Origin of the sequence: Pantoea sp. MHSD4, assembly GCF_021043305.1 — a bacterium.
In the GTDB taxonomy this organism is placed as follows: domain Bacteria; phylum Pseudomonadota; class Gammaproteobacteria; order Enterobacterales; family Enterobacteriaceae; genus Pantoea; species Pantoea eucalypti.
Genome location: NZ_JAJNDH010000005.1, coordinates 196,208 through 221,586, shown reverse-complemented (window position 1 = coordinate 221,586; position 25,379 = coordinate 196,208). Strand labels below are relative to the sequence as shown.

Annotated in this window: 18 protein-coding genes and 3 tRNA genes; 8 read left to right on the top strand and 13 right to left on the bottom strand. The window is 55.9% G+C overall.

The window, feature by feature from the left end:
* The first annotated feature begins 48 nt into the window (after positions 1 to 48).
* From LQK91_RS16485 to LQK91_RS16475, 3 genes are all read left to right on the top strand, one after another.
* Positions 49 to 125, top strand: a tRNA-Met gene (locus LQK91_RS16485).
* 65 nt (positions 126 to 190) lie between these two features.
* A tRNA-Met gene (locus LQK91_RS16480) sits at positions 191 to 267 on the top strand.
* 54 nt (positions 268 to 321) lie between these two features.
* A tRNA-Met gene (locus LQK91_RS16475) sits at positions 322 to 398 on the top strand.
* A gap of 111 nt (positions 399 to 509) precedes the next feature.
* Here LQK91_RS16475 and amiC read toward each other — a convergent pair.
* Positions 510 to 1,754 carry an N-acetylmuramoyl-L-alanine amidase AmiC gene (gene amiC, locus LQK91_RS16470; RefSeq protein WP_003853935.1) on the bottom strand — a complete coding sequence of 415 codons (1,245 nt, stop codon included), beginning with the start codon at positions 1,752 to 1,754 and terminating at the stop codon, positions 510 to 512.
* Between the two features lie 232 nt (positions 1,755 to 1,986).
* Here amiC and argA point away from each other — a divergent pair, with 232 nt between their 5' ends.
* Positions 1,987 to 3,315, top strand: coding sequence for an amino-acid N-acetyltransferase (gene argA / locus LQK91_RS16465; RefSeq protein WP_105099868.1), 1,329 nt, complete (start codon positions 1,987 to 1,989; stop codon positions 3,313 to 3,315).
* Positions 3,316 to 3,364: 49 nt separating this feature from the next.
* Here the strand turns inward: argA and recD are convergent, their stop codons facing one another.
* From recD to rppH, 12 genes are all read right to left on the bottom strand, one after another.
* Complete coding sequence (recD, locus tag LQK91_RS16460; RefSeq protein WP_105099869.1) at positions 3,365 to 5,206, bottom strand: exodeoxyribonuclease V subunit alpha; 1,842 nt, start codon at positions 5,204 to 5,206, stop codon at positions 3,365 to 3,367.
* Positions 5,203 to 8,742 carry an exodeoxyribonuclease V subunit beta gene (gene recB / locus LQK91_RS16455; protein ID WP_105099870.1) on the bottom strand — a complete coding sequence of 1,180 codons (3,540 nt, stop codon included), beginning with the start codon at positions 8,740 to 8,742 and terminating at the stop codon, positions 5,203 to 5,205. Before recB ends, recD begins: the two co-directional genes overlap by 4 nt.
* Positions 8,739 to 11,630 carry a pitrilysin gene (gene ptrA / locus LQK91_RS16450; protein ID WP_105099871.1) on the bottom strand — a complete coding sequence of 964 codons (2,892 nt, stop codon included), beginning with the start codon at positions 11,628 to 11,630 and terminating at the stop codon, positions 8,739 to 8,741. The genes recB and ptrA overlap by 4 nt, the downstream gene beginning before the upstream one ends.
* A 106-nt stretch (positions 11,631 to 11,736) precedes the next feature.
* Positions 11,737 to 15,114, bottom strand: a complete 3,378-nt coding sequence (recC, locus tag LQK91_RS16445) for an exodeoxyribonuclease V subunit gamma (RefSeq protein ID WP_105099872.1) — start codon at positions 15,112 to 15,114, stop codon at positions 11,737 to 11,739.
* 99 nt (positions 15,115 to 15,213) lie between these two features.
* Positions 15,214 to 15,453 carry a prepilin-type N-terminal cleavage/methylation domain-containing protein gene (locus tag LQK91_RS16440; RefSeq protein WP_314510525.1) on the bottom strand — a complete coding sequence of 80 codons (240 nt, stop codon included), beginning with the start codon at positions 15,451 to 15,453 and terminating at the stop codon, positions 15,214 to 15,216.
* Positions 15,454 to 15,499: 46 nt separating this feature from the next.
* Positions 15,500 to 15,904 (bottom strand): DUF2509 family protein, encoded by a 405-nt coding sequence (locus LQK91_RS16435; RefSeq protein WP_231001647.1) that lies wholly within the window; start codon positions 15,902 to 15,904, stop codon positions 15,500 to 15,502.
* Positions 15,901 to 16,434, bottom strand: a complete 534-nt coding sequence (locus LQK91_RS16430) for a prepilin peptidase-dependent protein (RefSeq protein ID WP_105099874.1) — start codon at positions 16,432 to 16,434, stop codon at positions 15,901 to 15,903. Before LQK91_RS16430 ends, LQK91_RS16435 begins: the two co-directional genes overlap by 4 nt.
* Positions 16,425 to 16,895, bottom strand: coding sequence for a prepilin-type N-terminal cleavage/methylation domain-containing protein (locus LQK91_RS16425; RefSeq protein ID WP_008925654.1), 471 nt, complete (start codon positions 16,893 to 16,895; stop codon positions 16,425 to 16,427). Before LQK91_RS16425 ends, LQK91_RS16430 begins: the two co-directional genes overlap by 10 nt.
* A 191-nt stretch (positions 16,896 to 17,086) precedes the next feature.
* The gene (gene thyA, locus LQK91_RS16420; protein WP_008925655.1) at positions 17,087 to 17,881 is read right to left on the bottom strand and encodes a thymidylate synthase; all 795 of its coding nucleotides are present in this window, start codon (positions 17,879 to 17,881) and stop codon (positions 17,087 to 17,089) included.
* On the bottom strand, positions 17,878 to 18,759 hold the full coding sequence (lgt, locus tag LQK91_RS16415; RefSeq protein WP_003853950.1) for a prolipoprotein diacylglyceryl transferase: 882 nt from the start codon (positions 18,757 to 18,759) through the stop codon (positions 17,878 to 17,880). Before lgt ends, thyA begins: the two co-directional genes overlap by 4 nt.
* A 142-nt stretch (positions 18,760 to 18,901) precedes the next feature.
* The gene (gene ptsP / locus LQK91_RS16410) at positions 18,902 to 21,148 is read right to left on the bottom strand and encodes a phosphoenolpyruvate--protein phosphotransferase (protein ID WP_003853951.1); all 2,247 of its coding nucleotides are present in this window, start codon (positions 21,146 to 21,148) and stop codon (positions 18,902 to 18,904) included.
* Between the two features lie 12 nt (positions 21,149 to 21,160).
* A complete protein-coding gene (gene rppH / locus LQK91_RS16405) occupies positions 21,161 to 21,688 on the bottom strand; it encodes an RNA pyrophosphohydrolase (RefSeq protein ID WP_003853952.1) in 528 nt (175 codons plus the stop codon).
* A 684-nt stretch (positions 21,689 to 22,372) separates the two neighbouring features.
* On the opposite strand from rppH, the gene mutH reads away from it, so the two are divergent.
* From mutH to LQK91_RS16385, 4 genes are all read left to right on the top strand, one after another.
* Positions 22,373 to 23,050, top strand: a complete 678-nt coding sequence (gene mutH, locus LQK91_RS16400) for a DNA mismatch repair endonuclease MutH (protein ID WP_078804927.1) — start codon at positions 22,373 to 22,375, stop codon at positions 23,048 to 23,050.
* A gap of 99 nt (positions 23,051 to 23,149) precedes the next feature.
* Positions 23,150 to 23,860 carry a TerC family protein gene (locus LQK91_RS16395; protein ID WP_003853954.1) on the top strand — a complete coding sequence of 237 codons (711 nt, stop codon included), beginning with the start codon at positions 23,150 to 23,152 and terminating at the stop codon, positions 23,858 to 23,860.
* Between the two features lie 118 nt (positions 23,861 to 23,978).
* On the top strand, positions 23,979 to 24,197 hold the full coding sequence (locus LQK91_RS16390) for a YgdI/YgdR family lipoprotein (protein ID WP_003853956.1): 219 nt from the start codon (positions 23,979 to 23,981) through the stop codon (positions 24,195 to 24,197).
* A 140-nt stretch (positions 24,198 to 24,337) separates the two neighbouring features.
* Complete coding sequence (locus tag LQK91_RS16385) at positions 24,338 to 25,378, top strand: NADP(H)-dependent aldo-keto reductase (protein WP_003853957.1); 1,041 nt, start codon at positions 24,338 to 24,340, stop codon at positions 25,376 to 25,378.
* The last annotated feature ends 1 nt before the right edge of the window (position 25,379 follow it).

The window sequence follows — 25,379 nt, the reverse complement described above, 5'->3', positions numbered from 1 at the left end:
AAAGGGGTTGCATGAATTAGCGCGGAGAGTATAGTGCGCTTCCACGGACGCGGGGTGGAGCAGCCTGGTAGCTCGTCGGGCTCATAACCCGAAGGTCGTCGGTTCAAATCCGGCCCCCGCAACCAATACTTCTGCAGCAGTTTTACAGAAGTCACAGTGTGAGAAGTAAAAGTAATAGAAGCAATACGGACGCGGGGTGGAGCAGCCTGGTAGCTCGTCGGGCTCATAACCCGAAGGTCGTCGGTTCAAATCCGGCCCCCGCAACCAATACTTCTGCAGTTGTTTTACAGAAGTCACAATGTGAAAAAAGTATGATACGGACGCGGGGTGGAGCAGCCTGGTAGCTCGTCGGGCTCATAACCCGAAGGTCGTCGGTTCAAATCCGGCCCCCGCAACCAATCATTTAAACACCTGAAAGGGTGTTTTTTTGTTTCTGACGTTCCTGAAACCTCGTTAGTCTCTCTCCTGCCCTGAAAAGTGCACGGATAGCCGTAACTACCCGCAAACCGTTACCGATGGGCCAGCGCCGCCCCACTCTTCACATAAGCCTTAATGCCGTCCAGAATCGCCTCCGCAACCTGATGCTGATAGCGGGTGGTTCGCAACTTACGCTCCTCTTCCACATTACTGATAAACGCGGTCTCGACCAGAATAGACGGGATATCCGGGGCTTTCAGCACCGCAAATCCAGCCTGATCCACGGTACGTTTGTGCAGATGATTGATGCGCCCCATGCGATGCAGCACCTCTTTGCCAAACTTCAGGCTGTCATGAATCGTCTGGCGCTGCACCATATCGAACATGGTGTGATCAAGATAGCGGTCGCCGCTTTTGCTGACGCCACCAATCAGATCGGATTCATTCTGGGTCTGCGCCAGGAAACGGGCTGCCGCCGAGGTCGCACCGCTGGTTGATAAGGCAAACACTGACGAGCCGCGAGCTGCACGGCTGGTAAAGGCATCCGCATGGATCGAGACAAAAAGATCAGCGCGCTGTTTTCGGGCTTTCGCAACCCTGACGCGCAGCGGAATAAAGACATCTTCATTACGCGTCATATAGGCTTTCATATTGGACTCTTTGTCGATCAGCGCTTTGAGCCGCCGTCCAATCTTCAGCACAATATCCTTCTCGCGGGTCTTATATTTGCCGTGCGCACCCGGATCTTCCCCGCCGTGACCGGGATCGATCATGATAATGATCGGACGATCGCGCCCCGCTTTACCCGGCAAGGGTGCCTGCACGCCTTCATCTTTCTCCAGATCGCCCTGGTTATAGTCTTTCAGCAGGGCCAGCAGAGGATCATCTTCTATCGGGTTCTGACTCGGATAGAGGTCGACCACCAGCCGGTGATTGATCCCGGCGACCGGCGAAAGGTTAAAAATCTTTGGCGCGACGTTGCGCTTTAACTCCAGAACGACGCGCACCGTATTGCTGTCGAACTGGCCGACCCGGGCATTTTTAATAAAAGGATCGTCGACCCGTACCTGCTTATCCACCCCTTTCAGGGCCGAATTGAGATGCAGGCCCTGAATATCTATTACGAGCCGTTCGGGATTGCTCAGCGCAAACTGCTTGTATTTCAGCGCGACGTTTGACTCCAGCGTCATCCGCGAGTAAGTGGATGAGGGCCAGATACGCACCGCCACAATGTGGTTTTTTGCCGCCAGTCCTGTGCGGCTGACGCTTAACAGCAGTAAGGCGCCCGTCCCCTGTAAAAATCGTCTGCGTGAAAAATGGGAATTAACGTCTGACATGCCGCTCCAGCTGCTGTGTTATGTCTAAAAAAGCGCCAGTTAATAAAATGGCGGCGAAAACTTTATCCAATCCGTAGCATGATGTCACCCCGGAAACCCTAAATAATGCAGGCTGTTAGCGGCTTTGACACCCATAAAAACGTAAATTTTCGTCAGGATTAAGACTTGCAAAACAGAACGTAAAAGCATAAAAATACAAAAAATACGAATAAACATTCACTGAGGGTTGGCCGTGAAGGAACGTAGTACCGAACTGGTTCAGGGTTTTCGCCATACCGTTCCCTATATCAATGCCCACCGGGGTAAAACCTTTGTCATCATGCTGGGTGGCGAAGCGATTGAGCATGAGAACTTCTCTGGCATCGTTAATGACATCGGCCTGCTGCACAGCCTGGGCATCCGCCTGGTGGTGGTTTATGGTGCCCGGCCGCAGATTGATGCCAGCCTGGCGCAGCAGCAGCTGGAGCCGGTTTATCATAAATTTACCCGGGTGACCGACGCGCTATCGCTGGAGCTGGTCAAACAGGCCGCCGGCCGGCTGCAGCTGGATATCACTGCCCGCCTCTCTATGAGTCTCAACAACACCCCGCTGCAGGGCGCACATATCAATGTGGTCAGCGGCAACTTCATTATTTCACAGCCGCTGGGCGTGGATGATGGCGTGGATTACTGCCATAGCGGGCGTATCCGTCGTATCGATGAAGAGGCGATTCATCGCCAGCTGGATAACGATGCCATTGTGCTGATGGGCCCGGTGGCGGTGTCTGTTACGGGCGAGAGCTTCAACCTCACCTCGGAAGAAGTGGCCACGCAGCTGGCGATTAAGCTGAAAGCGGAAAAAATGATCGGCTTCTGCTCTGAGCAAGGCGTCCTGAATAGCGAAGGTGAAATCATCTCTGAGCTGTTCCCGAATGATGCGCAGGCCCGTATCGACGAGATTGAAAAGGAAGGCGATTATCTTTCCGGCACGGTCCGCTTTCTGCGTGGCGCGGTGAAGGCCTGCCGAAGTGGTGTGCGCCGCAGCCATTTAATCAGCTATCAGGAAGATGGCGCGCTGTTGCAGGAACTCTTCTCACGCGACGGTATCGGCACGCAGATCGTTATGGAGTCGGCAGAGCAGATCCGCCGCGCCAATATCAACGATATCGGCGGCATCCTCGAACTGATCCGGCCGCTGGAGCAGCAGGGCATTCTGGTACGTCGCTCTCGCGAGCAGCTGGAAATGGAGATCGATAAGTTCACGATTATTCAGCGCGACAATCTGACCATCGCCTGTGCCGCACTCTATCCGTTTATGGATGAGAAGATTGGCGAGATGGCCTGTGTGGCGGTTCATCCTGATTATCGCAGCTCCTCACGCGGAGAGATGCTGTTGCAGCGCGTGGCGTTGCAGGCAAAGCAGATGGGACTGGAAAAGCTGTTTGTGTTGACCACGCGCAGTATCCACTGGTTCCAGGAGCGCGGCTTTACGCCGGTTGATATTGAGTCACTGCCCGAAAGTAAAAAAGAGATGTATAACTATCAGCGCCGTTCAAAAGTGCTGATGGCCGACCTCACCTGATTCACCGCAGAAGGGACAATCACCCACATCGTGATCTGTCCCTCTCTTCTCAGCGCGTTTCCGCCAGTCGCTCTACCAGACCGCTGCGCCGCTGCGTTTGCTGCTGCACGGCACGCTGAAACACGCCAGGTTCACTGTAAATAGTCAGTTGTTTACGCGCACGGGTAATCGCGGTATAGACCAGTTCACGGGTCAGAACCGGCAAAAACTGCGTGGGCATCACAAGCGCGGTGTGATCAAACTCCGACCCCTGCGATTTATGCACCGTCATCACCCAGGCGGTTTCATGTGAAGGCAACCGGCTCGGCTGAATTGCCTTGATCGACCCATCGGGTAGCGGGAAAAAGACTTTCAGGTTGCCCTCTTCATCCCGCAGCGTAATGCCGATATCGCCATTAAACAGGCCGAGTGCGCTGTCGTTTCGGGTAATCATCACCGGACGACCTTCATACCAGCGGCTACCCATGCCAGGACGCCGGATGCGCTGCAGTTGCATCAGTCGCTGCTCAATACGCTGGTTCAAACCCTGAACGCCAAAGGGTCCGTCACGTAACGCGCACAAAAGCTGATAACGACCAAAAGCGGTTATGATCTCAGCGGGTGGTGCGTGCTGCCTGATGAGCTGCAGGAAGGGCTGGTAGCCCTGTGCGACTTCGTCCAGCATTCCCTGATAGGCTTCTGCGCTGTTCAGCGGCTGGTAACTGACATCTTTATGGGCCGCTGCAAACACCGCTCTGACCCGGTCGGCATCACCCTGATTGATCGCTTTTGCCAGCTGGCCGATGCCGGATGCGGCGTCAAACCGATAACTCTTTTGCAGCAGGCAGATGCTGTCGCGCACTGCTGGTGCCTGCGCATCGTCACTGCCCTGCAACGTGCAGCCGGTCAGCTGGGCGAGCTGTTCTGCCCGCGCCAGGCTGTAGCCGCTTTCCGTGCAGCGGCAGATATCTCCCAGCACCGCACCGGCTTCAACAGAGGCCAGCTGATCGCGATCGCCCAGAAACACTACGCGGGCATGGGCAGGCAGCGCGGCGATCAGTTTTGCCATCATTGAGAGATCGACCATCGACGCTTCATCGACAACCAGCACATCCAGATGCAGCGGATTACCGGCATGGTAGCGTAGCCGCTGGGTATCCGGCTGAGCGCCCAGCAGGCGATGCAGCGTAGTGGCTTCCGCAGGAAAACGCTGCCGTTCTTCGTCGCTGACGGCCAGATCCTGCAGTGCCCTGCCCAGTGACTCGGTCAGCCGCGCGGCAGCTTTGCCCGTCGGTGCCGCCAGCTGGATGCGCAGCGCGCCCGGATTCAGTCGAATCAGGGCGGCGAGCAGTTTCGCTACGGTGGTGGTTTTGCCGGTGCCTGGCCCGCCGGAAATGACTGCTGTTTTGCGGGTCAGCGCCACTGCTGCAGCAATTTTCTGCCAGTTCTCTGGCTGGTCGTCAAACAGGCTGTTAAGGACATCTCCTGCGGCACGGATATCAAACGCGGTTTTCACTTCATGGGCAGCAAAAAAATCGACAACGCGGCCTTCGCTTTGCCAAAGCCGATGCAGATATAAACGCTGGTTGCTGAGCACCAGTGGTGTCACCCGGCTGCCATCACTCACCGCCGGCCAGTCAGCGAAGTGTGATAACCAGTCATCCGGCTTACCCGCTGCCTGCCAGATGGCCTGGGCCAGCGCAGGCTGACGCCCGGCAAACAGACTGTCTTCACAGAGGTTGCTCAGCGGCAGACAGACGTGACCTTCTCCCGCCTCTGCGCTGATGCAGGCAGCGGCAAGCAGCAGCGCAGGTTGTGATTCTGTCGCCACCAGACGGGCAAACTGAATATCCAGCGGCCGCAGGAGACGCTTCTCAACCGCCTGCAGCAGCAGACTCAGCATGTCACTCATAGCATCTCCCCGGTTTCACCAAACAGCGCATTAATCTCTTCCACAAAAGCTTCGGAAGGTCGGGTGGCAAAAATGCCGTTGTCCGCCGAGCTGCCATCCATCCCGCGTAAAAACAGATAAAACACCCCACCAAAATGGTGCTGATAGTCATAGTCCGGCAGGCGATGCTGCAGATAGCGATGCAGCGCCAGCGTATAGAGCTGATACTGCAGATCGTAGCGGTGGCCAATCATCGCCTGCGCCATCGCCTCGGGCGTATAAGCGGCGTGACTCTCTCCCAGCCAGTTCGATTTATAATCGAGCAGATAATATTTTCCCTGCCAGCGGAAGACCAGATCGATAAAGCCCTTCAGCATGCCGCGCACCTGGCGGAAATCCAGCGGAGCGGCCTGCTGAGAGAGTGTATCGTGCTGGCGCAGCAGATCGTCAAGATCGGCCGCCGTCAGCAGATTGTTGATCGGCAAATAGAACTCCATTTCGATCAGTCGTTCGCTGCTTTTAATTGCCGATAGCGTCAGCCCTTCCGCGTTAAGCGGCGTATGCAATACCCGCTCAATCCACTGTTCCAGGACCGGTAACCAGTCTGACGGATAGCCATTATGCTGCAGCTGATCCTCCAGCCAGACGCGATCCGGCAGTTCGGTAAAGTCGATCGACTCAAACAAACCGTGCAGGAAGGTGCCCGGCGCCGCACCGCGCGGAAAATGGTGCGGTGTCAATGCAGCCTCTTCACCACTCTCGTCCTCGCCCGCCGCATCAATATCGAAGTTTGGCAATGCATCAAGAAGTGACGAGCTGTGATGCTGTTGCAGGCCGGAATAGCTGGTGACCCGCCAGGCATCCGCCAGTGCGCGGGTCACGTCGCGACTGCTCAATACCTCATTGCCGTGCTCAGCGTCCTGCCACCTTTCTCCCGGCATCAGATCGGCTTCAACCAGCGCAATCCCCTCACCGGTCAGCGCATTCAGTTTCTGGCTGAGCTGCTGCGCATCCGCCGCCTCACCCTGCTGCACCAGATACCCGAGCGCGCTTTTGTGCAGATCGCTTTCGCCCTCTTTTTTTCGGGTGCCTTTAATAAGCGGTGCAATGCCGACGCTGCAGTGATAGATCGAGCGGGTCAGCGCCACATAGAGCAGACGCAAATCTTCCGCCAGACGCTCCTCTTCGGCTAACGCCAGACTCTGTGCATCGCCCTGCACATCAAGCAGCGCCATGAAGTTGTCACGATCGTGATAAAGCGCGCTGGCCGCCTCGCGGAATCCGGCAGCAAACGGCAGCCATACCAGGGGATACTGCAGCCCTTTCGATTTGTGGATGGTGACGATTTGCACCAGATGGCGGTCGCTTTCCAGACGCAGCTGCTGGCTGGCGGCCTGGCTGTTTGGTCGGGCAATCTGCTGCGCCAGAAAACGCACCAGGGCGTGAGGACTCTCCAGCTGTACTGAAGCTTCCTGCAGCAGTTCACCCAGATGCATCAGGTCCGTCAGGCGACGTTCCCCGTTCTCCGAGGCCAGCATATTTTCCGCCAGCTGCCGCTTGATCATGACATCACGCAGCATCGGTAAAACGCCGTGCTGGTGCCACAACTGCTGCCAGACGGCAAACTGCTCCACCAGCGCATCCCACTCGCGTTCATTCTGTGTCAGCGCATCCAGCGTCGCGGCATCAATAGCAAAAATAGAGGTCGCCAGTGCGCTACGCAGCAGCCGTTCCTGTTCAGGAGCCTGAATCGCCTGAAGTAACCAGAGTAATTCGCGCGCTTCCGGCGTGGTGTAAACGCTGTCCCGGCTGGAGAGATAGACTGAGGGAATTGACAGCGCATTCAGCGCGTCGCGAATCAAACCGGCCTCATTGCGACTGCGCACCAGCACGGTAATATCAGAAGCCCGCACTGGCTGTAGCGCGTCGCCTTTGCCCAGGCAGGCACGTCCCTGCTGTCCGGCCACCAGCCAGCGGCTGATATCCGCCGCACACTGTTGCGCCATAAACTGCTGGTAATCGCTGTTACCGACGCCCTCACCGGGCTGCAGCCAGAACCGTAACGCCGGTTGCTGCTGCTCGTCAAAAATCAGCTTCAGTGATTGGTTGGGCGCAGCGGGCATTACCGGCTGAAAGGGGATCGCCGAGAACAGAAAAGGCGAATCGATCTGCGAAAAGAGGCGGTTAACGCTCTCGACCATCTCAGGTGAAGAACGCCAGTTAGTATCAAGTGTGTAGTGAGCACTGACTTCGTTTCTGGCCCGCAAGTAGGTAAAAATATCCGCACCGCGAAACGCATAGATGGCCTGCTTGGGGTCACCGATCAGAAACAGCGCCTGTTCTGGCTGATTAATGTAGAGCGTACGGAAGATGCGATACTGCTGTGGATCGGTATCCTGAAATTCATCAATCAGTGCCACCGGGAAACGCGCCCGGATAGTTTCAGCCAGCAACACGCCGCCCGGCTGCTGCAACGCTTCATCCAGCTTACTGAGCAGGTCATCGAAACCTAACAGCGCACGTAACCGTTTCTCGCGCTGAACTGTGGCTCGTACATCGGTCAGCGCCTGCGCAATGATCACATCCCGCAGCGACAGCGGTTCTGCCAGAAACTGATCAACAGCCTCAAACAGCGAATGGCGCGGTGCTTCACCCTTTTTCGTTTTCTCATCAAGCACCTGCTGTCCAAAACGCTCCAGCTCTTTAGGCAACTGATAATCACGCGTTTCGCTGCTGGCCCACTGCGTGACGCGGGCGACCCAGTTGGGCAGGTGTTTACTGCTATAGCTACGCTTATCAACGCCAGATGCGCTGATCATCCCTTCAACATCGGCGCTCAGCGCCTGCCACTGCTGCTTCATGGCGTTGATGCGCGCCAGATTGCGGGCGTGACGTGACGCCAGATCCTCATCGGCAGCGGGCGGCCGTTTGAGCACTGGCGACTCACCCTGTAGCCAGGGGCGCAGTGTCGTCAGCAGGCTGTCGGGTCCGCTCCACTCTGCGGCGATAATCCGTGCCACATCCAGACTGAGTGGATAGCACTGACGCCGCCAGAAATCGGCAGTGGACTGCTTGAGCAGTGCCTGTTCATCTTCTATCAACTCCTGCTCGAATAGCATGCCCGATTCAAACGCGTTGAGATTCAGCATTCGCTGACAGAAGCCGTGAATGGTGAAGATGGCGGCTTCATCCATCTGGCGTTCAGCCGCCAGCAGCTGCGCAGCGGCCTGACTCAGATCGGGCATCTGCGCCAGCAGCAACTGGTGCATCGGATTGCGGCTTTCGCCGCGAATACAGGCCAGCCGCAGCTGATGAATATTTTCGCGGATGCGGCCGCGTAACTCCGCCGTCGCGGCCTCGGTGAAGGTCACCACTAAAATTTCTTCTACCGAGAGTGGCCGGCTATACGCGTTTTCGTCGCCCAGCCCCAGCAGCAGGCGCAGATAGAGCAGACCAATGGTAAAGGTTTTTCCGGTGCCTGCTGATGCCTCAATCAGCCGCTCGCCTCTGAGCGGCAGCGTTAAGGGATTCAGCGATACGGGCGGTAACTGCGTCATTGGGTCTCACTCTTAACCGGCAGCGCCTGCTGCAGTTTCGCCAGTTCTTTCCAGGTTTTCCAGCCAGGCTGGCGGGCAAATTCAACCTTGCCGTTGCCGGTGCCGGCAATCTGCGACGTCATCACCATGCCCTTGTGTTCGATCACCGCCTGCCGGAAAAAGTCAGCCAGGCTGGCCGGGGTTAAGCGCGCCACCTGCTCGGCCATTTTTTGCCGGGTGTTAAACAGATCATTCTGTCGATCAAAGTCGCGGCTATAACGGTCCGCTTCCTCAAAGAGCGTCTGAGGACGCTGCTGCAAATCATTGATCATCGCCTGCTGATACTGAACAAAGTCTGCCTGACTCATGCTGCGAAGACGCTTTTCTGCCTGCGGATAGAAGGCCTGATAGCGCTGCAATAGCCAGCCCGGTTGCTTGCTATTACTCTGCAGCAGGAAACCGATGCCCCACTGACGGCCCACTGGCATCTGGAAGGCAAAGACGGCATAGCCGAGCTGCTCTTTGGTGCGCAACTGATTGTAGAACCAGGGCTGCACAATCTGACTCAGCATAGAACTGTGCGCCATACTCTGATATTCGCTGTATCCCAGAGGAACATAGAGCGCGGCAAGGGCGGAGTCAGTGCTGCTGCCCTGCTGTTGCAGGTTGGCTTTCAGCGGTTTTTTAATGGCCACATACTGGCTGTGCCAGTCGCGGGTCGCATTACTCTGCACCTGCTGTTTAAGCTCATGTCCCAGTTGCTTCACACTCTCCGCACTGAGATTACCCACCACCAGCATCTCCGGGGTCGCGTCGCGGAACAGTGAGTCGCGATAGGTCGTTACATCCTTCAGTGTGAGCTGGCTCACCAGCTTGCGACGGGTTTCGCGCTGGGTATAAGGCAACTGTGAGAGCAACTGCATCGGCTGAATCGCCTGTTCAAACGCCTTGCCTTTCTCCGCCGCGTCCAGCCGCTCCAGATACCAGGATTTAGCCTGCGCCAGCTGCTGTTCTGTCGGCTGGAAGGTGGCATAACCTTCTACCAGTTTCTTCAGCAGCGTGGGCAGGCGTTGAGTAAAGCCACTGGCGCTAAACACCAGCCCGTCATCCTCACCGGTTGAGAAGCTGATGCCGCCCACCGAGGCCTGTGAGTTTAACGTGTCCAGTGCCAGACTTGAGAGGTAGTCATTGAGGCCAAACAGCACCTGCTGACGGGCATCGCTGATCGCATGCCGGTTACGTAACGCGAGGGTTATGGCCGCTTTGGGCTCGCTGGCATAATAGCGGCTGGGCATCCAGTAAATGCGCATACCATCTTCGTTATCCAGCTTCACCGGATGCTGATACGTTTTACCGTCTGATGGCAACAGGGTGAAGTCATCCGGGATATAGGGGTTCAGCACTGGCATCGCCAACGAAATCTGACTGGCGCGCTGCTGCCAGTCGGCAAACGTTTGTGGCGTGATCTTCTCAACCTGATAAGGCGCTTCCACAAAATAGGCGGTTTTATTGTGCGGCTCCTGCGGACTGATGTACCAGATTCGCGCATGCTGCGGGGTCATCTCTTCAAGCCGGGATTTGATCGCCGCGGCATCGTACTGATCCGCCAGATAAGGTGCATCCAGCGTATCTTCCACCGGCACGCGCAGCATGGTATCAACCAGCCATTCAATATAATCCATATCGCGGGTAATAGAGGGGTAGCGGAAGTCGAGTGCCAGCACGTGTGAAACTTCGTCGAAATAACGCTTATCATCGCCCTGCTGACGCAGCAGATTGATGTAGCTGAAGATCGCCGCCACCACGTCATCACGCTGTGCCAGGCCTTTATCCGTGAGTGAGACGGTAATAGCAAACACGCCGCTATTACGCTCGGTCATTGGGTCCGCGCCTGCATTCACTCCATCGGCCAGTCCCTGTTTTTGCAGCCAGTCGGTGAGCGTGTTTTTACTGCGATTACTGATTAAGTAGCTAATCAGCGTGTCGGTTTTACTGCGGAAGCGATCGCTGTTGTTGGCAATGCGGAACTCAATTTTAAGCTGCTTGCGCGGCTGTGCAGGAACGTAATGAATAATGACGCCCTGCTGGGCATCGGTCACCACCGGCACCGTAATGTCTGGCACGCTGGCATTATGATTTTGTACCCGCCCAAAGGTTTTAGCTGCAATTGACGCCATTTCCGGCAGCGGTTTATTGCTGTAGATCACCGCCTTCATCAGGTTGGCGGAGTAATGAGTATGGTAAAAATCGAGCAGCGCCTGGTGCAGTTTGCTGCCGGGTTTATCTTTCAGGGTTTCAAGATTGCCGCCCGAGAAACGTGATGCCGGATGTGCCGGGTTCAGGGTTTCAGCACCGACCTGTGCCATACGCAGGCCATCACGCGAGCGGGCCATGGTCAGCTCCGCATTCACAGCATGGCGCTCACGGTCGGCATTAACCGGATCCAGCAGCGGCTCGGCCACGGCATCCGCCAGGCGATCCACCGCAGGCTCCAGCGAATCGTTTTCCACTTCCAGATAAAAAGCGGTGCGGTAAGAGGCCGTGCTGGCGTTGTGGCTGCCGCCATGCTTTTTCAGGAATTCAGCCAGATTGTCGGGTTGCGGATAATGTTTTGAGCCCATCAGCACCATATGCTCAAGGTAGTGCGCCAGCCCCGCCTGCTGATCGGGATCGTCCAGCGATCCTATCGGCAGCGTCAGCGCCGCCAGCGATTTCGGCGCCACAGGATCGGAAACCAGTAATACCGTCATCCCGTTGTCCAGCCGGATAGCCTGATAATGACGAGGATCCTGTTCACTTTTGTGAATGGTGTCGTTAACTGGCTGCCAGCCTGAAGATGTCTGCGCCTGTGCCGTGCAAGCCACCAGGCTTAACATTAGCGCCGCTATCCAGCGTGCGTGTACCCGCATGTAAACCCCTTTCATTTCCCGATAAGCCGCCAATATCGGACACGGCGGCTCAAAGCAGAGCAAAATTGCTGTGTAATGAATCAGTTAGCAAAACGCTTTCTGATGGCTATTCATCATCCTGATGTGCAGCCAGCACCGGTAAATACCAGCGCTGTGCCGCCTCAGTTATCTGTTGTAATTGTGGCACATCCAGTACCCGGCAAAGACGTTGCAGATAGGGATCGCTGCCTTCACCCTCAACCTGATAGTTGCCAGACCAGGCCGTCAGCAGGCGATTGCGCGCCTTGAGCTGAGTCGCCTCATCAGTCAGCAACTGCTGACTTTTTTTGTCGTAGCTGGCGGTGAGCCATGCGCCGCCGCTCCTGTTAAGCAGCATCAGCGGCTGACGCATACCGGCAAGATAGCCAGCGACATACTCATTCAGGGCAGCGATCGCCTCTTGTTGCGGTACGGCAAGGAAACACCAGCGGCTTTGCTGCCGGCCAAACATCCGGCTGCTGCCGGTGCCTCCCAGCGCGCAGTAAACCAGGTGCTCCAGCCAGAGCAGCAGTCCGTCGTTTATATTGAGCACGCCAGGTCGCCAGCGCAGTAATCCATCACCCTGCACCTGTGTCAGCCAGCCGGTTAAGCTGACCTGCTCAAGTTGCAGATTCACTTCCCAGCTCTCGCCGTCGCTGCGTTGCGTCACGACTTCTGCCGCCACTTCCTGCATCTCATCACGCTGCGCCTGCCAGAACAGCTCACCGAAGGCGCCATAAGGCAGATTGCCGGCCGCACGATGGTATGTATAGAGCCGCTGCGTATCCTCGCCTTCGACCAGAGCATTCAGCAATTGTGCGTTGATCTGATAACGTTCCAGGTTGTCGAGCGCAAACGGCTCGCTGTCGGGCAGTTCGTCCTCCTCCAGCCAGAAGCTCACGCCAAGCCTCTGATGAAACCAGGCACGCACCGGATGCCGCCAGAAGCGCAGAAGCGCCTCCAGTGTCAGCGCATCCGTTACCGGCGCCTCAAGTGGCTGAACAAAATCGGGCTGGGGCTGCCCCATCCCCTGCGCGGCAGGCAGCCATTCACGCGCGAAACTCTGCAGTCTGGCCGCCGGCTTAAAGTTCTCCGCAGCAAAGGGCATCCGGCTGTGCAGGTGCTGCAAATGCATCCGCACCCGTTCAGCACTCTCATCCAGCTCAAGGTGCCCATCACCGTCCAGATAAAAACTTTGTCCGATGTACTCCAGTAATTCTGTGACCAGCACCGAAGGGTAGCGTTCCGTATTATCCTGAATCGCCCGGCCGATATAGCTGATATAGAGCTGCCGCTGTGCCGAAATCATCGCTTCCAGGAAGAGGTAGCGGTCATCATCGCGGCGACTGCGATCGCCTTTGCGGGACTGTTGCTGCATCAGATCAAAGCCTAATGGCGCCAGGGTGCGCGGATAGACGCCGTCATTCATGCCCAGCAAACAGACCAGCTGAAAAGGGATGGAGCGCATCGGCATCAGGGTACAGAAGTTAATCTGTCCTGCCAGGAATCGCTGGCTGATGCGTTGCTGATCAAGCCGGCTACGCAGATCATCGCGCAACAGCGCCACTGGAATCGCCTCTTTAAACCGTGCATCCATGCCATATTCAATCAATTGCTGCCACTGCTCTTCCACCAGCAGCAAGGCGGCCTCGGTTTCTGCATCGGGGCTGAAAAAGGCGTTCAGCAGTTCCCGGCACAGGGGCAGCCAGGCCGCCAGTGGCCGCGGTTCAGCCAGCCGCTGTCGCCAGTGATTAAGCCGGGAGAGCAGCTCTGCCAGATGGCCCGCCAGTTCGCCTGCCAGACCGCCCGACTCGTCATAAGGCAGAATCCCCTCCCAGTCTCCATTGTGGCTCTCCATCGCATAGCCCAGCAGCATACGCTGCAGGCCAAAACGCCAGGTGTGCTGCCCGGTGACAGGAAGTGAAAGGGCTTCAACACTGGCATCATCCAGCCCCCAGCGCACACCCGATTCGCTGACCCAGCGCCGCAGTAAGCGCAGGCCGCTTTCATCAATGGCGAAGTGGGAGGCCAGCGCCGGAACATCCAGTAGCGCCAGTACATCCTCTGAAACAAAACGGCTGTCCGGCAGTGCCAGCAGATGAAGAAACGCGACAATGGCCGGATGCGCCTGACTGGCACGGCGATCTGAAATGGCAAACGGCAGGTAGCGATTGGCAGGTGCGTTGGCGAACACAGCCTGAATAAACGGGGCGTAGGCGTCGATATCCGCCACCATGACGATGATGTCACGCGCTTTCAGCGTCGGATCGGCCTCCATCATCGCCAGCAGATGATCCTGCAATACTTCAACTTCACGCTGGGCGCTGTGACAGACCTGCACCGCAATTGAGCGATCCGCCGGATCCAGGCAGCGCTTCTGATCGCTGTGCGCCAGTTCCGCCGCATTCAAGCCGATAACGGCGTTATCCTGCAGATTGAGAAGATCGTGCTGCATGCAGTGCAGCAGGTTGTCTGGCTCGACATCCACAAACGCATCGATATCGTCGTTAGAGTCCATCTGACTGAGCAGAAACAGGTTATCGCGCCCCAGCTTGCCCCATGAGGCGAGCAACGGATTGGTCAGCTGCTGTTCACCCGCGTCGTTAAACAGCGCGGGTGCCTGCTCTGCATCCCGGAAGAGTCCGCGAGATTCATCAGCACCATGACGTCGGCGCTGACGGCTTTGCAGTTTTGCCAGAAACGCATAGTCCTGAATGTCGCCCCAGTAATCGCGGCAGGGATTGGTGAACAGCAGATGGATGTCGATGTGCCGTCCCAGCGCCTGCAACGCCTGCAGGTAAACCGGCGGCAGCGCAGAGATGCCACAGATGAAGACGCGTTTGGGCAGATTTTCCGGCGTGCTTTTCGCCTGCTCAAGCGTCTGGATAAATCGTGAATAGAGGTTGGCACGGTGCCATTCAGGCTGCCCCAGCGCCTGGGTATAACTCACCAGATCGCGCCACAGTGCGGCCTGCCAGCGCTGCGCCTCGCCCAGCCCCTCAATGGTTTCGCCACGCTCCCAGCTATTGAGCCAGTCGGCGCGATAGACCAGATACTGGTCGAACAGATCGGCTACGCGGGCGCTGAGCTGAAACAGCTTTCGCTTATCCCCGTCGTCATGGAGATAGTGGCGTAAAGAGGTGAACTCTTCCTGCTCCAGCATCACCGGCAGCCGGTGCATCAGCTTCCAGCCCATGCTGGCCTTACTGAAGGCACTTTCAACCGGAACATCAGGCAGAACGCGGACGAACATCTCCCAGATAAAACTGGCAGGCAGCGGGAATTCGATATTGGCCGCAATACCAAAGGTTTGCGCCAGCTCCATTTGCAGCCACTGCGCCATCCCCGGGCTCTGCACCAGCACCATTTCTGAGGCGAAAGGATCATCAAGAGGATCATGTTTAATCACCGCAGCCGCCAGAATTTTCAGAACATCAAGCTGATTTGAGTGATAAACGTGAAACATGAAAACTCCTGTGATAACTCAGAACATGACTGCGGTATTGCGGCACTCACTTTACCGCGTATCGCCGTTGAAACCCATCAAAAGGGCGACCCGCGACGTTTAACAACGCAGGCGTGTCAGGCTGGCACTACGCTGATAAGGCCCCGTTACGTCAGCCCGCTCCAGAGTGCAGCCTGAGGGACTGCTCTGCTCTTGCAGCGTGGATTTCCAGCCTGCCACTTCATGCCCTGCCAGACGTTGCTCAGCAACCCGCCATGCCTCACGCTGATACCATTGCTGGCTGAATCCCACTGCCAGTGCGCGATGATAGTGAAACAGGGTGCTGCTGCTTAATGCCATTAACAGCAGAGCAAACAACACTTCCGGCAGGCTGAATCCATCGCGCTTACAAACAGGCTGCCGGAGGCGTGAGCGGGCAATAGTCGATCCAGCCATGCGGCAACGCGGTAATCTGATTGCCCTGTAGCCGGACCCAATGCCAGACCGCCATGCCACTGCCGCTTGCCTCACCTTTAAGCAGACCTTCATCCTTTTCTCCTCGTTGTAAACAGCTGCGCCAGCCCTGGCGATCATCCTGCTGACAGCGGGCCGCCTCACTGGCTGGCCAGTTCAGGGATAAACCCCATTGCAGCGCCGACTGCGCCCGCCAGAAATCCTGCACAAACTGCTGCTCATCGGCCAGCAGTCGCATTCCCTGCTCTGACATCTTTCGGCTGGCGTGCAGCGTAAAACTCCCGATGACCATAATCATTAACACCATGCCCATGGCGCTGCTGCCTCGCTGCTTCACAGGTTCTCTCCCTCAATCCAGCTCTCCACGGTTTCAAGCCAGCGACCGGCCCGACCCTGCAACACTATCCTGACCTGCCTGCCCTGCTGGCTCACGCTGAACTGCTCCAGCGTCATAAACGCGGGATCGGAGAGCCGCTCCCAGCCTGCTGACTGACACTGCTCAACACCACGCTGCATCTCAAGCTGCTGTTGTCGCAGGCGATAACCGTAATAGTCACTTTCTGCATGGCTCACCCCTTCCCATTGACCGTTGCTGTTTTCATCCCAGCGCAGCAGCAGGCAATTTTCACTGATTTTCAGTGCCTCCCTGGCACATTCACCGTGACAATAACCCGCACGCCGCACCGACTTTTCCAGCGTTGCCATCATCTGCTGTAACTCCTGACGCAGCTGTGCCCGTTGCAGCACATCCGCGTTCTCTGCCAGCAGCAATGGCAGAAAACGGCCAACGCTGAGCATGATGACGGCGCTGATTGCCATGGCGATCAGCATCTCCAGCAGGCTGAATCCTGCGATTTTCAACGGCATGTTTCCTCATCGATCATGCAGAGGCGAATACGGGCTCTGGCTGAGATAATCAGACGTATGCGTCCGGCGCGATTTCCCAGTTCAATGCTGCCCGCTCTGGCGACATTGCGGCGGCCATAGAAACCCGGTTCACCCCGGATGCCATAGAACACAACATCCGGGTGCGGCGCGATGAAATACAGCCGTTTCCCGTTACCGCAACCCGTCACAGGGCGGCTTCCGGCACCGATACACCAGGGCTCGCCAGGCTGTGACCATAGCACCAGGTCGCTATTCTGCCGGTTGGCCTGGGCGCGCAGCCGTAGCAGAAATCCCTGCAGTTGCTGAGCGCTGTCAAGTAGCGCCTGCCGCTGTTGCCAGCGCTGCCAGCCATTCATCGCGGCAAGACTCAGCATGCCAGCAATGACCATCACCAGCAGCAGTTCCGGCAGAGTAAAACCACGTAAGTATGCTGTTTTCATCACTGCAGAGTGCGGGGTATGAAAAGGTGAAACAAGGCGTGTTGTAGCAGACTGGAAAGCGCATTGCAGAGAATATGCCCCATCAGCAGACAGTGGCAAAAAAGAACGAGCGGTGCCGCAGATTTGCCGGTTTGCAGGCAAAAAAAAGCCCCGGCGAGGTTGCCAGGGCGTTATTTTCTATCTATCGCAAATCAGACAGCGACAGGGGCTTTGATCGCAGGATGGGGATCGTAGCCTTCAATCTCGAAATCGTCGAACTGATAATCAAACAGTGATGCCGGTTTGCGTTTGATAACAAGTTTTGGCAGCGGACGTGGCTCACGAGTCAGCTGCAGACGCGCCTGTTCCAGATGGTTGCTGTAGAGGTGCGTATCACCGCCGGTCCAGACGAAATCGCCCACCTGCAGATCGCACTGCTGCGCCACCATATGCACCAGCAGCGCATAGCTGGCAATGTTAAACGGCAGGCCCAGGAAGATATCGCACGAGCGCTGATAAAGCTGGCAGGAGAGCTTGCCGTCCGCCACGTAGAACTGGAAGAACGCGTGGCAGGGAGCCAGCGCCATCTCACTGAGTTCACCGACGTTCCAGGCTGACACGATAATCCGGCGAGAGTCAGGATCGCGCTTTAGCTGCTCCATCACCTGACTTAACTGGTCAATTTCCTGACCGCTGGCTGTTCCCCAGCTACGCCACTGCTTACCATAGACCGGGCCGAGATCGCCGTTCTCATCCGCCCACTCATCCCAGATTGAGACCTTGTTTTCCCTGAGATAAGCGATGTTGGTGTCACCTTTCAGAAACCACAGCAGCTCATGAATAATGGAGCGGATATGGCATTTTTTGGTGGTGACCAGCGGAAAACCATCCTGCAGATTGAAACGCATCTGGTGGCCAAAAATTGAAAGCGTACCGGTGCCGGTACGGTCAGCTTTTGGTGTGCCTTCGTGCAGCACATGTTGCATTAAATCCAGATACTGTTTCATTTTTCCTCGCGAAATTGTGGCTGCGGGCGACGACGATACGCCCAGATCATCATAATAATACCGGCAACAATCATTGGCACAGAGAGGATCTGTCCCATACTGATTCCGCCTTCAAACAGGCCAAGCTGGGCATCCGGCTGGCGGAAGAACTCAACGATAATACGGAAAGCGCCGTAACCAATCAGGAACAGGCCAGAGACGCTACCCATCGGGCGTGGCTTACGGATAAACAGGTTCAGGATGATGAACAGCACCACGCCTTCCAGCGCCAGTTCATAGAGCTGGGAAGGATGACGCGGCAGTACGCCATAGGTGTTGAGCAGCGCCTGATATTGTGGATTGGTGGCGGCCAGCGCGACATCTTCGCTGCGGGAGCCCGGGAACAGCATAGCGTAACGGAAGCCCGGATCGACACGGCCCCAGAGCTCGCCGTTAATGAAGTTACCGAGACGACCAGCACCCAGACCAAACGGGATCAGCGGCGCAATGAAATCAGCAACCTGGAAGAAATGTCGTTTGGTACGGCGGGCAAAGACCAGCATCACCACAATCACCCCGATCAGGCCACCGTGGAACGACATGCCGCCATCCCAGACTTTAAACAGATAGAGTGGATTTTCCAGAAACAGCGGTAAGTTGTAGAAAAGCACATAGCCGATACGTCCGCCCAGGAATACACCCAGGAAACCTGCATAAAGCAGATTCTCAACTTCCTCTTTTTTCCAGCCGCTGCCAGGCTGATTGGCACGACGTACAGCCAGCCACATGGCGAAAACAAAGCCCACCAGATACATCAGACCGTACCAGTGAAGCGAAACCGGTCCGAGCGAGAAGATCACTGGATCGAACTGCGGAAATGCAATATAGCCGTTATTCATCATTCACCGTCTATTTTTCAACCCTGAAAAGGGGCGTTGTCAGGCACATAAATTAAGGCTGCGCATAATAGCACAGCCGGTTTTCTGAATTGTCTTGCAAATGTAAAGGCGGATAACGCGCAAAGCCTGAGCCGGTGTGGTACTAACGACCACCGCGAATCAGCCCGCCTAATCCACGCCGCTCCATAAAGGCCGAGACCAGATGGCGCACTTCCGTGGCGGTGTCGGCCTTCATCCCCTGCTCGCTGAGCTTCTGCGCTTCTTCGTGATCCAGATGGCGCAGCAGGTATTTAACGCGCGGTACGTTTTTACCGTTCATGCTGAGATGGTGATACCCCAGGCCAACCAGCAGTGCGACACACATCGGATCGCCCGCCATTTCACCACACAGGCACAATTCCAGATTGGCCAGGCGGGCTTCCTGTGCAATCGCATTCAGCGCGCGCAGCATCGCCGGATGCAGCGAGTCATAAAGGTTTGCAACACGGGTGTTATTGCGGTCCACCGCCAGCAGATACTGCGTCAGGTCGTTGGTGCCGACCGAGACAAAATCGACGCGTGACGCCAGATGCGGGATCATAAACAGCATCGACGGCACTTCGATCATGATCCCGATACGCGGTCTGGGAATCGGGAAGCCCAGCATCTCTTCCACTTCGCGACCGGCGCGATCGATCAGCTCTTTTGCATCATCGATTTCGTCGATATGACTGATCATCGGCAGCAGAATACTGAGGTTGCCCGAGGCGGCGTTGGCGCGCAGCATTGCGCGTACCTGCACCAGGAAGATTTCCGGCTGATCCAGCGTCAGGCGAATGCCGCGCCAGCCCAGGCAGGGGTTCTCTTCACTGATCGGCATGTAAGGCAGCTGTTTATCGGCACCCACATCCAGCGTTCGCAGCGTCACTGGCTTGTTGCGAAACAGCTGCAACATACCCTGATACTGAGCCACCTGCTCCTCTTCCGACGGGAAGCCATTCTGCAGCATAAACGGGATTTCGGTGCGGTAGAGACCGATGCCATCCACCCAGTCGCCCACCGTCTGCTCATGTTCCGGGCTTAAGCCAGCGTTGAGCATCACCTGCACGCGCTCGCCACTTTTCAGCTCACCCGGCTGATCGACCACGCCTTCCGCCATTTTGCTCAGCGCGTTCTCTTCGCTGATCAGCCGCTGATACTCCTGGACCAGCACCGGCTCAGGATCGATCAGCAGCTCACCGCGATAACCGTCGACGATCAGCAGGCGTTTGTTGAGCTGATGAGGCTGGATGTCAGCGCCCATGACTGTCGGGATCCCCATCGCGCGGGTCAGGATCGCCGCATGGGAGTTGGCTGCACCGTCACGCACCACTACGCCCGCCAGCCGCTCCTGCGGCAGCTCAGCTAAGGTCGTGGCGGTCAGCTCATCGGCCACCAGCACAAAGCGTTCCGGCCAGGCATTGGTGCCGACCAGGGTGTCATCGAGGTGGAACAGCAGGCGCTGGCCCAGCACCCGCAGATCGCCTGCACGTTCACGCAGGTAGTTGTCAGTCAGGCTGGCGAACTGTTCAGCAAACTTCTCGATCACCTGTTTCACCGCCCATTCCGCGACCGATCCGCGCTCGATCTCATCGAACAGATCTTTCTTCAGACGGGCATCGGTTAACAGGTGAGAGTAGAGATCGAAAATGGCCGCGCTCTCTTTTTGTGCGCTGGCGCTGAAACGTTTGCTGAAACGGCGAAATTCATTGGTTGCTTCGCTCATGGCGAGCGACAGACGCTCACGTTCACGATGAACATCCAGCGTTGAGGCGGCTGAGACCTGATCAAGCAGTGGCTGCGTCTCATCGACCCAGCCTGGTGCTACCGCCACGCCAGGCGCTGCCGCAATCGCACGCACCCGGGTCTGTCGGAACTGGCCAAACAGTTGGCCCATTTGAGATTGCGACAGCAAAGCCGCCATCTGCGTAGCCAGCGTGACCAGAAATGACTCTTCGCTTTCATCAAACTGACGGTGTTCGCGCTGCTGCACCACCAGCACGCCAAGGAGCTGGCGGCGGCTGATAACAGGCACACCGAGGAAGGAGCGATAGCGCTCCTCTTTCACTGCGGGGATATATTTGAAGCTGGGATGGCTTTGGGCGTCAGCAAGGTTAATCGGTTCGGCCAGACGGCCCACTAAACCGACGATACCCTCGTCGAAAGCCAGCGTTACGGTGCGGCCACGCGGTTTTTTGAGTCCGCGCGTCGCCATCAGGTAATAGCAGCGACGGTCCTGGTCGGCGAGGTAAACGGAACAGACTTCCGTATCCATCGCCAGACAGATCTCATTGACCAGGATGTCGAGTGCTTCATTGAGACGCGGCGCACTCGCCACTTTTTCTACAATTTCACGCAACTGAGTGAGCATAAAGGGCGTGGCCTATCCTCTCTTACGACGATGGGCAGGATTATTTCGCTGCCCCGCACTCTCCTGCATAGACATCACCACGCCAGCGAATTCCTTCATTACCCGACGATAAACATCGCGCTTGAAGGAGACAACCTGACGCACCGGATACCAGAAGCTGACCCAGCGCCAGCCATCAAATTCAGGCGTGCTGCTGCGCTGCACATTGATATCCGCGTCATTACACATTAACTGCAGAAGAAACCACTTTTGTTTCTGGCCGATACATACCGGCTTTGTGTCCCAACGCACCAAACGTTTTGGCAACTTGTAACGTAACCAGTTGCGGGTAGAGGCAAGTATTCGAACATCTTTCCGATGCAATCCGACTTCTTCGAACAGTTCGCGATACATCGCCTGTTCTGCGGTTTCACCGGGATTGATGCCTCCCTGAGGAAATTGCCAGGAGTGCTGTCCAAAGCGCCTGGCCCATAACACTTGTCCCTGCCGGTTACAGATTACGATACCAACATTCGGGCGGTAGCCATCATCATCGATCACCGGACTACCTCAAAGCAAAATTTGAATGGGCTGATTGTTTCACACTCCTTACAGGCGGTAAACCACTGGATTCATGGGGTATCAGACCATCAAATGCGGGATAACTCACAGAAAACGGCAAAGTTATAAACAAACAGCGTGAAAAAGATCGATCTTATTCACTTTTTCTGTGGATAGCTTTGTGCAGAACGCGGGAGTTAACTGAATAACATTTTCACTGCTCGCAGAATGACTCAAAAGAGCCAACAACGCATCCTTATGATAATTAATGAAAATAAATCATTCTGGCTCTCCCTGAGACTTTCATAAACTGCCAATATTCTCGCGACAACTGACAATTGATTAAAAGATAACCACACCCTTTTTTATCCACAGATAATCGCTCAGGGTTAGGTCAGAGCGGCGAAATTATGCTCAGACAAAGAAAAGTCAAGGCTGTAAATGGAACCAGTACCGCACCAATACGGGGGTTATCCCATTTTTCTGTGGATAACCGGGATGGAGATCCTGTTCATTGTTGCGCGTAAGCTGGGATAACAATGCCTGCCTGATGATGGCGCAAGGGTTATCCGTTAAAAAAAGTGCGATCTATCATGTTATTATCGATCCCTGATGCGGTGAATTTTAGTGAAAGGATTTCCTCACCCGCAACTGTACAAATTTTAATCATTGCGAGTTATCAACATGAGTTATCTGCCAGGACCACCTGACGATGAAGCCAGCCTGCTGGCACGTGCGCAGGATTTAGCCGGATTAACACTGGAAACGCTGGCCGCTCGCGCCGGGCTGCCCATGCCTGCGGATCTTAAACGTGATAAAGGCTGGGTCGGCATGCTGCTGGAGTTACATCTTGGTGCCAGCGCGGGCAGCAAAGCGGAACAGGACTTTGCCCATCTGGGTATCGAACTGAAAACCATCCCGATTGATGCGCAGGGAAAACCGCTGGAAACCACCTTTGTCTGCGTCGCCCCGCTGACCGGCAACAGCGGCGTCACCTGGCTCACCAGTCATGTGCGCCATAAACTGGCGCGGGTGTTGTGGATTCCGGTTGAAGGCGGGCGTGAGATTCCGCTGCGGGAACGTCGTGTGGGCGCGCCGCTGTTATGGAGCCCGGATGCAGAAGAAGATGAGATGCTGCGTCAGGACTGGGAAGAGTTGATGGATATGATTGTACTGGGACGCGTTGAGCAGATTACCGCACGGCATGGTGCCTGGTTGCAAATCCGCCCGAAAGCCGCCAACAGTAAGGCGCTGACAGAAGGTATTGGCGATCAGGGCCAGCCAATTATGACCTTGCCGCGCGGCTTCTACCTTAAAAAAAGCTTCACCGGGCCACTGCTGGCGCGGCATTTTCTCTTATGAATCGCGCCACTCGCGCTGGCTAATCGCAATTTTGTGGGAGTTCGGTGAATTGAATGCGTATAATCGCCGTTTACTTTTCGTTTAGGATTGAATGTCGGTATGTTTGAGTGGATTTCTGATCCCAACGCCTGGCTGGCGCTGGGCACCCTGACCATCCTTGAGGTGGTGCTGGGTATTGATAACATCATTTTCCTGTCGCTGGTGGTCGCTAAACTGCCAAAGCACCAGCAAGCCAGCGCACGTCGCATTGGTCTGATGGGCGCGATGCTGATGCGTCTTGGCCTGCTGGCCTCTATTGCGTGGGTTGCCCGTCTGACTAATCCGCTGTTTACGCTGATGGATCATGCGTTTTCAGCGCGCGATCTGATTCTGCTGTTTGGTGGACTGTTCCTGCTGTGGAAATCGAGCATGGAGATCCATGAAACGATCGAAGGCAGTGAAGGCGAACATAACACCCGCGTTCATTCGTTCCTCGGCGCGATTGTACAGATTATGATGCTCGACATTATTTTCAGTCTCGACTCTGTTATCACCGCTATCGGCCTCTCCGATCATCTGTTCATTATGATGGCAGCCGTCGTCATTGCGGTGCTGATGATGATGTTCGCCGCGCGCGCCATTGGTGAGTTTGTTGAACGCCATCCGTCGGTGAAAATGCTGGCCCTCTCCTTCCTGATTCTGGTCGGTTTTACCCTGATTCTGGAGAGTTTTGCGGTCCATGTACCAAAAGGTTACATTTATTTCGCGATGTTCTTCTCGATGGCGGTTGAGTGTCTTAACCTGATGCGCAGTAAGAAAAAGCACGCCTGATAAAGTCAAGGGCGAGCCTGCTCGCCCGGTTACTTTCAGATTTCTGCGATTAACCCTGCCGGCAAAAACATTTATTACTACACTGTTTGCACGTGACCATTTGTGAGGATAAGGCGTGATGAAAGGGTTGGCAGGAGTAGCACTGGTGATGGTAACCGCAGCATTCTTAAGTGGATGCAGTTCTGATTATGTCATGGCGACTAAAGATGGTCGTATGATTATGACCGAAGGTAAGCCAAGCATTGATAAAGAGACCGGTCTGGTTGAGTACACGGATCAGACGGGTCACATGGTGCAGATTAACAGCGATGAGGTTTCAACAATCATTGAACGTTAAGTGCCCTGTTTAATCGCCTGCCATCAATTCCCCGCTGGCAGGCGATTTCCCCGACTTTTCCGCCTTCCTTCCCCGCCATTGCTCGCGCTATAGTCCCTGAGAACACAACATTCCATTCCATAAAGAAAAGGAAGCTGGCAATGCACTATCATCGTATTCCTCACAGCACGCTGGAAGTGAGTCAGCTGGGATTGGGTACCATGACGTTTGGCGAACAGAACAGCGAAGCCGACGCCCATGCTCAACTGGATTTAGCACTCCGTTCCGGCATCAACTTTATTGATACTGCCGAGATGTATCCAGTGCCACCGCGCCCGGAAACCCAGGGTCTGACCGAACAATATATTGGCAGCTGGCTCAAACAGCGCGGCAGCCGCGACAAAATCATTCTGGCCAGTAAAGTCGCCGGACCGTCGCGCGGCAATGATGCGTCCATTCGCCCGGATATGGCGCTGGACCGTAAAAATATCCGTGCCGCGCTCGATGCCAGTCTGAAGCGCCTGAATACCGACTACCTTGATCTTTACCAGCTGCACTGGCCTCAGCGTCAGACCAACTTTTTTGGCAAGCTTGGCTATCAGTACAGCGAAACCACAGCACAGGTCACACTGCTGGAGACGCTGGAAGCGCTGGCCGAACAGGTGCGCGCCGGTAAGATTCGTTATATTGGCGTGTCGAATGAAACGGCATGGGGCGTGATGCGTTATCTGCAACTGGCAGAGAAGCATGAGCTGCCGCGCATTGTCAGCATTCAGAACCCCTACAGCCTGCTGAACCGCAGCTTTGAAGTGGGTCTGGCCGAAATCAGCCAGCATGAAGGCGTGGAGCTGCTGGCCTATTCCAGCCTGGCGTTTGGTACGCTAAGTGGCAAATACCTGAATGGCGCGCAGCCTGCGGGCGCACGTAACACGTTGTTCAGCCGCTTTACCCGCTACAGCGGCGAGCAGTCACAGCAGGCCGTTGCAGAATATGTGGCGTTAGCGCAACAGCATCAGATTGACCCATCGCAGATGGCTTTAGCCTATGTGCGTCAGCAGCCGTTTGTGGCCAGCACACTGCTGGGTGCCACCACGCTTGAACAGCTGCAGATTAATATCGACAGTTTCAATCTGACCTTAAATGCCGAGATTCTGGAAGGCATTGAGGCGATTCATCGTCGCTATACCTATCCGGCGCCATAAG

Coding starts and splice junctions, on each gene's coding strand:
- amiC (WP_003853935.1), bottom strand. CDS start 1,754: ATGTCAGACGTTAATTCCCATTTTTCACGCAGACGATTTTTACAGGGG.
- recD (WP_105099869.1), bottom strand. CDS start 5,206: ATGAGTGACATGCTGAGTCTGCTGCTGCAGGCGGTTGAGAAGCGTCTC.
- recB (WP_105099870.1), bottom strand. CDS start 8,742: ATGACGCAGTTACCGCCCGTATCGCTGAATCCCTTAACGCTGCCGCTC.
- ptrA (WP_105099871.1), bottom strand. CDS start 11,630: ATGCGGGTACACGCACGCTGGATAGCGGCGCTAATGTTAAGCCTGGTG.
- recC (WP_105099872.1), bottom strand. CDS start 15,114: ATGTTTCACGTTTATCACTCAAATCAGCTTGATGTTCTGAAAATTCTG.
- LQK91_RS16440 (WP_314510525.1), bottom strand. CDS start 15,453: ATGGCATTAAGCAGCAGCACCCTGTTTCACTATCATCGCGCACTGGCA.
- LQK91_RS16430 (WP_105099874.1), bottom strand. CDS start 16,434: ATGCCGTTGAAAATCGCAGGATTCAGCCTGCTGGAGATGCTGATCGCC.
- LQK91_RS16425 (WP_008925654.1), bottom strand. CDS start 16,895: ATGAAAACAGCATACTTACGTGGTTTTACTCTGCCGGAACTGCTGCTG.
- thyA (WP_008925655.1), bottom strand. CDS start 17,881: ATGAAACAGTATCTGGATTTAATGCAACATGTGCTGCACGAAGGCACA.
- lgt (WP_003853950.1), bottom strand. CDS start 18,759: ATGAATAACGGCTATATTGCATTTCCGCAGTTCGATCCAGTGATCTTC.
- ptsP (WP_003853951.1), bottom strand. CDS start 21,148: ATGCTCACTCAGTTGCGTGAAATTGTAGAAAAAGTGGCGAGTGCGCCG.
- mutH (WP_078804927.1), top strand. CDS start 22,373: ATGAGTTATCTGCCAGGACCACCTGACGATGAAGCCAGCCTGCTGGCA.
- LQK91_RS16395 (WP_003853954.1), top strand. CDS start 23,150: ATGTTTGAGTGGATTTCTGATCCCAACGCCTGGCTGGCGCTGGGCACC.
- LQK91_RS16390 (WP_003853956.1), top strand. CDS start 23,979: ATGAAAGGGTTGGCAGGAGTAGCACTGGTGATGGTAACCGCAGCATTC.
- LQK91_RS16385 (WP_003853957.1), top strand. CDS start 24,338: ATGCACTATCATCGTATTCCTCACAGCACGCTGGAAGTGAGTCAGCTG.